This is a genomic window from Micromonospora sp. NPDC049580 (assembly GCF_040675595.1).
Lineage (GTDB): Bacteria > Actinomycetota > Actinomycetes > Mycobacteriales > Micromonosporaceae > Micromonospora.
In genome coordinates this window covers 1-8,367 of sequence record NZ_JBFAPG010000283.1, presented here as the reverse complement: position 1 = coordinate 8,367, position 8,367 = coordinate 1, and the positions used below count along the sequence as shown (strand labels likewise).

10 protein-coding genes are annotated in these 8,367 nt (G+C 73.5%); 4 read left to right on the top strand and 6 right to left on the bottom strand.

The annotated features are described in order from the left end of the window. On the bottom strand, positions 1 to 538 hold a 538-nt coding region (locus tag AB0J68_RS21185), incomplete at its 3' end, for a YcnI family protein (RefSeq protein ID WP_363940097.1). Between the two features lie 17 nt (positions 539 to 555). Then, positions 556 to 2,220 (bottom strand): copper resistance protein CopC, encoded by a 1,665-nt coding sequence (locus AB0J68_RS21180; protein ID WP_355066940.1) that lies wholly within the window; start codon positions 2,218 to 2,220, stop codon positions 556 to 558. A gap of 202 nt (positions 2,221 to 2,422) precedes the next feature. Between AB0J68_RS21180 and AB0J68_RS21175 the strand changes: the two genes are divergently transcribed. The 4 genes from AB0J68_RS21175 to AB0J68_RS21160 are packed head-to-tail and all read left to right on the top strand — an operon-like array spanning position 2,423 to position 5,379. Further along, a complete protein-coding gene (locus AB0J68_RS21175; protein WP_354855165.1) occupies positions 2,423 to 3,004 on the top strand; it encodes a sigma-70 family RNA polymerase sigma factor in 582 nt (193 codons plus the stop codon). Positions 3,005 to 3,036: 32 nt separating this feature from the next. After that, a complete protein-coding gene (locus AB0J68_RS21170) occupies positions 3,037 to 3,561 on the top strand; it encodes a MauE/DoxX family redox-associated membrane protein (protein ID WP_363940095.1) in 525 nt (174 codons plus the stop codon). Continuing rightward, entirely contained in the window at positions 3,554 to 4,270 is a 717-nt protein-coding gene (locus tag AB0J68_RS21165; protein WP_363940093.1) for a thioredoxin domain-containing protein, read from the top strand. The genes AB0J68_RS21170 and AB0J68_RS21165 overlap by 8 nt, the downstream gene beginning before the upstream one ends. Further along, positions 4,267 to 5,379 (top strand): hypothetical protein, encoded by a 1,113-nt coding sequence (locus AB0J68_RS21160; RefSeq protein ID WP_363940091.1) that lies wholly within the window; start codon positions 4,267 to 4,269, stop codon positions 5,377 to 5,379. Before AB0J68_RS21165 ends, AB0J68_RS21160 begins: the two co-directional genes overlap by 4 nt. Here the strand turns inward: AB0J68_RS21160 and AB0J68_RS21155 are convergent. The 4 genes from AB0J68_RS21155 to AB0J68_RS21140 are packed head-to-tail and all read right to left on the bottom strand — an operon-like array spanning position 5,363 to position 8,117. Continuing rightward, positions 5,363 to 6,121 (bottom strand): ABC transporter ATP-binding protein, encoded by a 759-nt coding sequence (locus tag AB0J68_RS21155; RefSeq protein ID WP_363940089.1) that lies wholly within the window; start codon positions 6,119 to 6,121, stop codon positions 5,363 to 5,365. The two genes, AB0J68_RS21160 and AB0J68_RS21155, sit on opposite strands and share 17 nt — an antisense overlap. Further along, entirely contained in the window at positions 6,118 to 6,888 is a 771-nt protein-coding gene (gene cbiQ / locus AB0J68_RS21150) for a cobalt ECF transporter T component CbiQ (RefSeq protein WP_354855160.1), read from the bottom strand. The genes AB0J68_RS21155 and cbiQ overlap by 4 nt, the downstream gene beginning before the upstream one ends. Positions 6,889 to 6,903: 15 nt before the next feature. Beyond that, positions 6,904 to 7,404: a PDGLE domain-containing protein gene (locus tag AB0J68_RS21145; RefSeq protein WP_363940087.1), complete on the bottom strand. Its 501-nt coding sequence runs from the start codon at positions 7,402 to 7,404 to the stop codon at positions 6,904 to 6,906. After that, a complete protein-coding gene (locus AB0J68_RS21140) occupies positions 7,401 to 8,117 on the bottom strand; it encodes an energy-coupling factor ABC transporter permease (RefSeq protein ID WP_363940085.1) in 717 nt (238 codons plus the stop codon). The genes AB0J68_RS21145 and AB0J68_RS21140 overlap by 4 nt, the downstream gene beginning before the upstream one ends. Positions 8,118 to 8,367: the final 250 nt, after the last annotated feature.

Here is an 8,367-nt window from a genome sequence, read left to right as displayed (position 1 = left end):
GGGTGAGCACCGGAGCGGGCTTCTCCGGCTCCTCGCCGCCCGGCTGCGGCTCGTCGATCCAGCGCACGATGTTGCCGTCCGAGTACGTCTGCAGGGTCTTGAAGACCATGGACTCGACCTTCGGCAGCGGGCCCATGGAGACGCCGAACTCCTGGAACTGGCCCGGCTTGACCGCCGCGTCACCGGTCGCCGTCCAGGTGATCTTGGAGACCGCCTCGGTGAGCTGGCTGCCGTGCACGTCGATCGGCGGGTCCACCTTGCGCTTCTCCGTCGCCACCGTCCAGCCGGGCACCGGGATGGTCGACACCGAGCCGATCGGCGCGTTCTCCGGCAGCACGACCTCCAGCTTGGTGGTCGACGCGGTGTCGCTCTCGTTGGGCACCCGGAACGCCACCCGGGCGTAGCCGCCCTGGGTCGCCTCCTTCGGGTTCACCGTCACGTGGGCGGACGCCGGCCCGGCGAAGCCGAGCACGGCGGTGGCGACGGCGGTGAACGCCAGGGCGGCAGCGGCGGTTGCGGTACGCCGGAAACGGGTCATGGGCTTGGGGAACCTCTCTAACGGATGGGCACGGTGGCGGTCACCGTGGCCTGGTCGATGTCGGACGTGCGAACGGTGATCTTCAACTGCCAGTCGCCGGCGGCCGGCAGGCTGATGTCGCCGTAGGAGTGGTTGTCGGTCAGCGGCAGCAGCGGCAGCTCGATCGGCTCGATCCCGGCCGAGGGCAGCGCGGCGGTCGCCCGCCACTCCGCCACCGGCTGCGGCTGGTTGTCCTTGGTGTACGCGTACAGGTGCACCGAGTTGTTGCCCCGCTCGGCCGGGTCCAGCTCGACCTGGAGTGTGAACAGCGAGCTGGTCAGGGTGGTGGAGAAGAGCCCGGCCTGGGTGCCGGACGGCCCGGCCACGGCGGTGCGGGCGGGCGTGGTCTGCACAAGCGTCGCCGACAGCCCCAGCACCACCACTGTGACGGCCAACTCGACCAGGACCGCCCGGCGCACCGGCGCCGGTCGCTGGGCCGCCGTGCGTCGACGGACCAACTGCCGGGAGTACGCGGCCACGGCGATCACGATCGCGAACAGCCCGATCTTGGCGAGCAGCAGCCGCCCGTACGTGGTGTTGAACAGGGCGTCCGGGGTGGCCACCTCGATCAGCGCCTGGACGGTGCCGGCCAGCAGCAGGGCCGACACGGCGAGCGCCGCCCAGCGTGACCAGATCGGCAGGATCGCGCCCAACTCCCGCTCGTCGGCCTGGCGCAGCAGGAAGACGGCGAGCATCAGCAGGCCGCCCAGCCAGACCGCCATGCTGCCCAGGTGCACCGCGTCGACCACCACGGAGACCGCCGGCGCCGGGGAGGCCGCCGGGTGCCCGGCCAGCGGCCAGGTCAACAGGGCCGCCCCGCCGAGCACGGCCAGGATGATCGCGTCGGCCCGGCCGGCCGGGCGGGCCAGCAGCGGGCGCAGCAGGAACGCCGAGGCCGCCAACAGGCCGAGCCGGACCAGGTGGGCGGCACCGAAGGCACTGCCGAACACGCTGCCGAACCCCTCGCCGGTCACCTCGAAGAGGCCACCACCGGCGGTGTAGGGCACCTGCAACCACAGGTCGGCGAGGGTGGCCACGGCCACCAGCGAGAGACCCACCCAGGCCAGCCGGGTGGGACCCCGCCGGGAGAGCCGGCGCGGCCACAGCGCGGCGAGCACCAGCGCCGGCCCGACCAGCAGCACCAGGCCGGCGTAGCCGAGGAAACGGGCCACCTTCACGGCGTTCTCCACCACCGGGTCGGCGCGACTGTCGTTGCCGGAATCGACCGGCGGCGCCGACGGCGCGCCCACCGAGTAGGTGAACGCGCCGGAGACCGGGTGGCTGTCGGCGGAGATCACCCGGAAGGTCACCAGGTAGGTGCCGCGCTGACCGGCCGGGTCGACCGGAATGGTGACCACGGCGCCCTCGAAGGACGGCTCGCCCCGGTCGGCCCGGGCGCCGTCCGGCGCGATGACCCGGATCTTGTCGGGGACCTTGCGGACCGACTCGCTGAAGGTGAGCACCACCTCGGCCGGCCCGCTCGGCACCACCGACGAGGCGGCCGGGCTGCTGCTCGACAGCACCGCGTGGGCGCTGGCCGGGGTGGCTGGCGCGATCAACAGGGCGACGACGGTGACCAGGAGGCCGGCGGCGGCGGCCAGCCGGGCGATCCAGCGGCGGGGTGCGACAGTCATGCCGGCCATGGTCGCCGACGGACCTGGATGTCGGCGACCCGAGGCGGAGGATCGGCTCACCTGCGGCCAGCCGCCAGCGCCGCGCAGGAGAGGTCGCGTGTCATGAGCAGGTAGTCGGCCGGCGGCGGGGAAAAGTTCCCGACGTGGCGCAGACCATCCAAGGGCCGAAGGACCCTGACGTCACACCCGGCGGCGCGTAGCCTGGTGTGTCGTGATCCCCGTCCCGCGTGACTCCGGTGCCGCCGGTGCGACAGGTGACGTCGCCCGGGACCCGGCGACCGAGTCGGCCCTGAGCGCGCGCGCCGGTGACGCCGCAGCCCAGGCCGTGTTCGTCCGGCTGACCCAGGCCGAGGTGTGGCGCTTCGCGGCCGTCCTGGTGGGCCCGGACAGCGCCGACGACCTCACCCAGGAGACGTACCTGCGGGCGTTTCGGGCCCTGCCGGCGTTCGAGGGCCGGTCCAGTGTCCGCACCTGGTTGCTCGGCATCGCCCGGCGGGCCTGCGCCGACCACCTGCGGACGGTGATCCGGCGTCGCCGTCTCGACGAGCGGCTGGCCGCGAACGCGTACACCGACCGTCCGCATCCCGACCCGGCCGGGCAGCTCGGCGCCGCCGACCTCGTGCGCCGGCTGAGCCCCGAGCGACGGGCGGCGTTCGTGCTCACCCAACTGCTCGGCCTGTCGTACGCCGAGGCCGCCGACGTCGAGGGGGTGCCGGTAGGCACCATCCGCTCCCGCGTCGCCCGGGCCCGCGACGAGCTGGTCGAGGCCGTCGGCGACGCCCTCACCGGTTGAGCCCGGAACTTCCGGAGCAGACGGGACGACAAATGACCGTGACCGCACCCCCCATCCGGGCCGGCCGTTGGGCGGCCGTGCGCCCCTGGCTCAGCACGGCGGCCCGCCTCGGCCTCGCCGCCGTCTGGTTGGTCGCCGGGGCGTCGAAGGTCGGTGACCTGGCCGCCTCCGGCCGGGCCGTGAACGCCTACCAGGTGCTGCCGTACGACGTGGCGACAGTGATCGGCGCCGCGTTGCCGTTCGTCGAGCTGGCCCTGGGCGTGCTGCTGCTGCTCGGTCTGGCCACCCGGCTCAGCGCGGCCATCTCCGTCGCGCTGCTGCTGGTCTTCATCGCGGGGATCTCCTCGGCCTGGGCGCGTGGCCTGGCCATCGACTGCGGCTGCTTCGGCAGCGGCGGGCAGCTCGCCGAGGGACAGGCCCCGAGTTACCTCCCGGAGATCCTGCGGGACCTGGGATTCTTGGTGCTGGCCGGATTTCTGGTGATCTGGCCGCGTACGCCCGTCTCGGTGGACGGGTGGCTGTCCGCCGAACCGGCCGTGGAGGACGAGGATGAGTAGTCGCAAGGGGCAGCGGGACGCGGCCCGGGTGGTCCGCGAGCAACTGGCCCGCGAACGACGACGCCGCCGTACGCTCTGGGTCTCCGCCGCCGCCGTCGCCGTGCTGGTCATCGCCGGCCTGATCGGCTGGAGCGTCTGGTCCAGCCAGCGCTCGGACACCTTCACCACCCCGCCCGGCGCCAACGAGGCCGGCACCGGCATCGTCACCGGCGGCGGGCCGGTCACCGTCGACGTCTACGAGGACTTCCTCTGCCCGGTCTGCAAGCAGTTCGAGCAGAGCAGCGGCGCGACGCTGGAGCAGCTGGTGGCCGGGAACAAGGCGAAGGTGGTCTACCACCCGGTCGCGTACCTCAACCGCTTCTCCACGACCGAGTACTCCACGCGCTCGTCGGCCGCCTCCGGCTGCGCGGCGGCCGGCGGAAAGTTCCGCGAGTACGCCAAGGCGCTCTTCGCCAAGCAGCCACCCGAGGGCAGCGCCGGGCTCAGCGACGACGAGCTGATCGACACCGGTGTCGGCGTGGGGCTGGACCGGGGCTCGTTCGGGGGCTGCGTCTCCGATGGCACGTACAAGACGTGGACCGAGCACGTCACCGAGGAGGCCAGCCGCAGCGACGTCACCGGCACGCCCACCGTCCTGGTCAACGGCCAGCCACTCGCCGACCGCAGCCCGCAGGGCCTCACCGCAGCCGTGGCGGCGGCCGGCAGGTGATCCGTACCCTGCTGGCGCGCGCCACAGTGATCGCCGCCACCGCCTGCGCGGCGACAGTGCTCACCGCGGCGCCCGCCGCCGCGCACGGCGCGGACGCACCGGACGGCTCCGACTACCGCACCCGCGTCACCGGCGTCACGCCGGCCCGGCCCGGCCTGACGGTACGGGTGATCGAGGCGGGCGCCCGACTGGAGCTGACCAACCGCACCGGCCGGGCGATCGAGGTGATCGGCTACTCCGGCGAGCCGTACCTGCGGATCGGTCCGGACGGCGTGTACGAGAACAGCAGGTCCCCCGCCACGTACCTCAACCGCACCCTCGCCGGGGACACCGCGCTGCCGGCCGACGCGGACCCGGCCGCCCCGCCGTCCTGGCGGCGCGTCGACGACGGGGCCACCGTGCGCTGGCACGACCAGCGGGCCCTGTGGCAGGAGTCGGCACCACCCGACGCGGCACGCGTCGCGCCGGAGCGTGAGCACCGGGTCCGGGACTGGACGATCCCGCTGCGCGACGGCGCCGACCCCGCACAGATAGCCGGCACGCTGGACTGGGTGCCACCGCCGGACGCGTACACCTGGTGGGCGGTGACCATCGTCGGCCTGCTCGCGGTGGGCGCGCTCGGCCTGCTCGCCGCCGCCTACACGGCCGGCGCCCGGGCGCTGTCCGCGGTGGGCGTGCTGCTGGTCGTCGGCGGCGCGGTCGCCGTGCTCTACCCGGTGGGGCGAGAGCTGGACGCTGGCGCCCAGGGCGTCGGCGGGGTGCTCGCCGGGCTCCTGGGCGGTCAGGTCTGGGCACTGCTCACCGGCCTGGGCGCGCTCGCCGCCGGTGGTTACGCGCTGGCCCGCCGCCCGGCGGCCGACTTCGCGGTGGCGCTGGCCGGTGCCTGCCTGGCCCTCTTCTCGGGCGTGGCGAACGCCGCGGTGTTCACCCGCTCGGTCGCCCCGGTGCCGTGGTCATCCGAGGTCGCCCGCGTCATGGTGGCCGCAGTCCTGATCACCGGCGTCGGCGCGACAGCAGCCGGAGTCCTCCGCCTACACGCCGCCTCCCGCGCCGCGACACGATCAGCCGAGGCGGCGGACGCCCAGCGCGGGGCTACGCCCGCGGGGTGAAGCCGTGGGGGAGTTCCAGGCGGTGGCGGGCCAGCAGGGGCTCGTTGCTCAGCAGGTCGACGGTGGGGGCGTCGGCGACGATCCGGCCGCCGTCCAGGATCACCGAGCGTTCACACAGCTCCGCCGCGTACGGCAGGTCGTGAGTGACCATCAGCAGGGTCACCGGCAGGCCGCGCAGGATCTCGGCCAACTCGCGCCGGGCCGCCGGGTCCAGGTTCGACGAAGGCTCATCCAGCACCAGGATCTCCGGGTGCATGGCCAGCACGGTCGCCACCGCCACCCGTCGGCGCTGCCCGAACGAGAGGTGCTGCGGCGCCCGGGCCCGATGCTCGCTCATCCCGACGGCGGCCAGCGCCTCGTCCACCCGGGCGGCCAGCTCCGCGCCGCGCAGGCCCAGGTTGGCCGGCCCGAACGCCACGTCCTCCGCCACCGTGGGCAGGAAGAGCTGGTCGTCCGGGTCCTGGAAGACGATGCCCACCCGGCGTCGCACCTCGGCCAGGGTCGCTCGATCCGGCGTGACCGTCAGCCCGCCGACGCTCACGCTGCCCTCGGTCGGGGTGAGGATGCCGTTGAGGTGCAGCACCAGTGTCGTCTTACCGGCGCCGTTGGGCCCGAGCAGCGCCACCCGGTCGCCGCGCGGCACCGTCAGGTCCACCCCGTGCAGGGCCACGTGCCCGTCCGGGTACGCGTACCGGACGCCACGAACGTCCAGCGAGAGGGCGGTCTGCACGACACCGATCATGTCAGCACGACGGCGGTCGCGGCGATGGAGGCCGCCACCACCGGCACGGTCGCCGCGACCAGCCACTGCCCGGCGGTCGCCGCGCCGTCGCCCTGCCACACCGCGGGCATCCGCCCCGTGTAGCCCCGCGACAGCATCGCCAGGTAGACCCGCTCGCCGCGCTCGAAGGCACGCAGGAACAGCGCTCCGATGCCGGCGGCGAAGCCGCGCAGCTGCCACAGGAAACGCGGGTCGTCACCCCGCGAGATCCGCGCCACCCGCATCCGTCGCGCCTCGCCGACCAGCACGTCGAGGTAGCGCAGCATGAACGTGGCGATCTGGGTGAGCACCTGCGGGCAGCGCAGCCGGTCCAACCCGACGATCAGGTCCCGGGTGGTGGTGGTCGCCGCGAGCAGCAGCGAGGCGAGGACACCGAGGGTCCCCTTGGCCAGGATGTTCCACGCCCCGTGCAGGCCGTCCTCGGACAGCCGCAGCCCCAGCACCTCGACCCGCTCGCCGGTGCCCAGGAACGGCAGCGCCACCGCGAACAGCACGAACGGCAGCTCGATCAGCGCGCGACTGAGCAGCCAACGCGGCCCCACCCGGGCCAGCGCCGCCACCGCGGCCACCAGCAGGGCGTACGCGCCGAAGGCCCAGAACGCCTCGCGCGGGGTGGCCACCACGGCGATCGTGAAGACCACCATCGCGACGATCTTGACCTCGGGCGGGAGCCGGTGCACCGGCGAGGTCGACTCGCGGTACAGCACGTGCCCGTGACCGGCACCCATCCGCGTACCTCCTGCTCAGCCGGCCGCGCCGGCGCGGCGCGCGGCGGTGACCGCGTCGCCCGTCGCGTCGTCGTCGCCGGTGGTCGACACGGTGGACGTGTCGTCGCCGGTGGTCGACACGGTGGACGTGTCGTCGCCGGCGGTCGACACGGTGGACGTGTCGTCGCCCCTGGTGGAGACGCCGCCCCGGCGGCGCAGCAGCCAGAAGCCACCGCCGCCGATCGCGAAGGTCACCAGCACCCCGAGCACCCCGGAGAGGCCGGTCGAGACGAAGCTGTTCCGGATGCCCCGCACGCCGTAGTCGGCGAGCGGACTGTCCCCCAGCTCGTGCTCACGGGCCTGCTGCGCCGGGCAACTGCCACCGACGATGTTGTCGTCGGCGTCGACGGTGCAGCCCTTGAGCAGGGAGGAGTCCAGGCCGTCCGGGTGCGACGAGGCGTAGTTGCTCACGACACCGGCGAGCAGCAGCGCGATCAGCAGACCGCCGGCCAGGAACGCCCAGGAACGGTTCTTCATCGGACACCTCCGGAGACCGGGACGGCGGGGGTGGCGGGAGCGGGCAGCGCGCGCAGCGCGTACACCAGGTCGGGGCGCACCTTCGCGACGGTGAGCACGGTGGTCGCGGTGATCAGGCCCTCGCCGATGCCGATCAGCAGGTGCACGCCGGCCATCGTGCCGGCCAGGCCGGCGAGGTTGCCGCCCAGGTCGGTGGTGCCGCCCAGCCAGTACTCGACGACGAAGCCCTGGGACGCGACCACCACGCTGAGAAGCGCCGCGACGAACGCGGTGACGGCCAGGCCGGCCCGCGTGCGGGGCAGCACCCGCAACAGCACCGCGATCAGCAGGTACGCCGCGGCGGTGCCGAGCAGCGCCATGTTGGTGATGTTCAGGCCGAGCATCGCCACACCGCCGTCGCCGAAGATCAGCGCCTGCACGACGAGCACCACGGCCACGCAGAGCGCGCCGACCCACGGCCCGACCAGCATCGCGGCGAGCGCGCCACCGAGCAGGTGGCCGCTCACACCGGCCGTGAAGATCGGGAAATTGAGCATCTGGACGGCGAAGATGAACGCCGCGACCAGGCCGGCCATCGGAGCGAGCCGATCGTCCAGGTCCCGCCGGCCGCGTAGGACGCAACCGGTGAGCGCGGCGAGCGCCAGGGCCGCGAACACCGCCGCGACGGGACCGTCGATGATCCCGTTCGAGATGTGCATCGCCAGTGTTTCCACGCGACCTCCCACGCGTCAGCGGACCCGTCCGGGACCGGCGGGGTCAGCCTATTTCCTAGGAGTTGTTGTTGCCAGACTCTGGCAACAACGCATGGTCTTGATCACCTTTGGCAGGCCCCGATGTCGCGGGCCGACCCGTTGATCGACTCGCCGTGCTTGATGTCGGGGGTCCGCGTGACCGCGTCGGCGCTGCACGCCCAACCGGCCGTCCGCTCCGAGATCTTGGACAGTTTCCGTCAGCGGCTGACGG

Bases quoted from the DNA above. Each gene is read 5' to 3' on its own strand.
- AB0J68_RS21180 (WP_355066940.1), bottom strand. From the start codon at position 2,220: ATGGCCGGCATGACTGTCGCACCCCGCCGCTGGATCGCCCGGCTGGCC.
- AB0J68_RS21170 (WP_363940095.1), top strand. From the start codon at position 3,037: ATGACCGTGACCGCACCCCCCATCCGGGCCGGCCGTTGGGCGGCCGTG.
- AB0J68_RS21165 (WP_363940093.1), top strand. From the start codon at position 3,554: ATGAGTAGTCGCAAGGGGCAGCGGGACGCGGCCCGGGTGGTCCGCGAG.
- AB0J68_RS21155 (WP_363940089.1), bottom strand. From the start codon at position 6,121: ATGATCGGTGTCGTGCAGACCGCCCTCTCGCTGGACGTTCGTGGCGTC.
- cbiQ (WP_354855160.1), bottom strand. From the start codon at position 6,888: ATGGGTGCCGGTCACGGGCACGTGCTGTACCGCGAGTCGACCTCGCCG.
- AB0J68_RS21145 (WP_363940087.1), bottom strand. From the start codon at position 7,404: ATGAAGAACCGTTCCTGGGCGTTCCTGGCCGGCGGTCTGCTGATCGCG.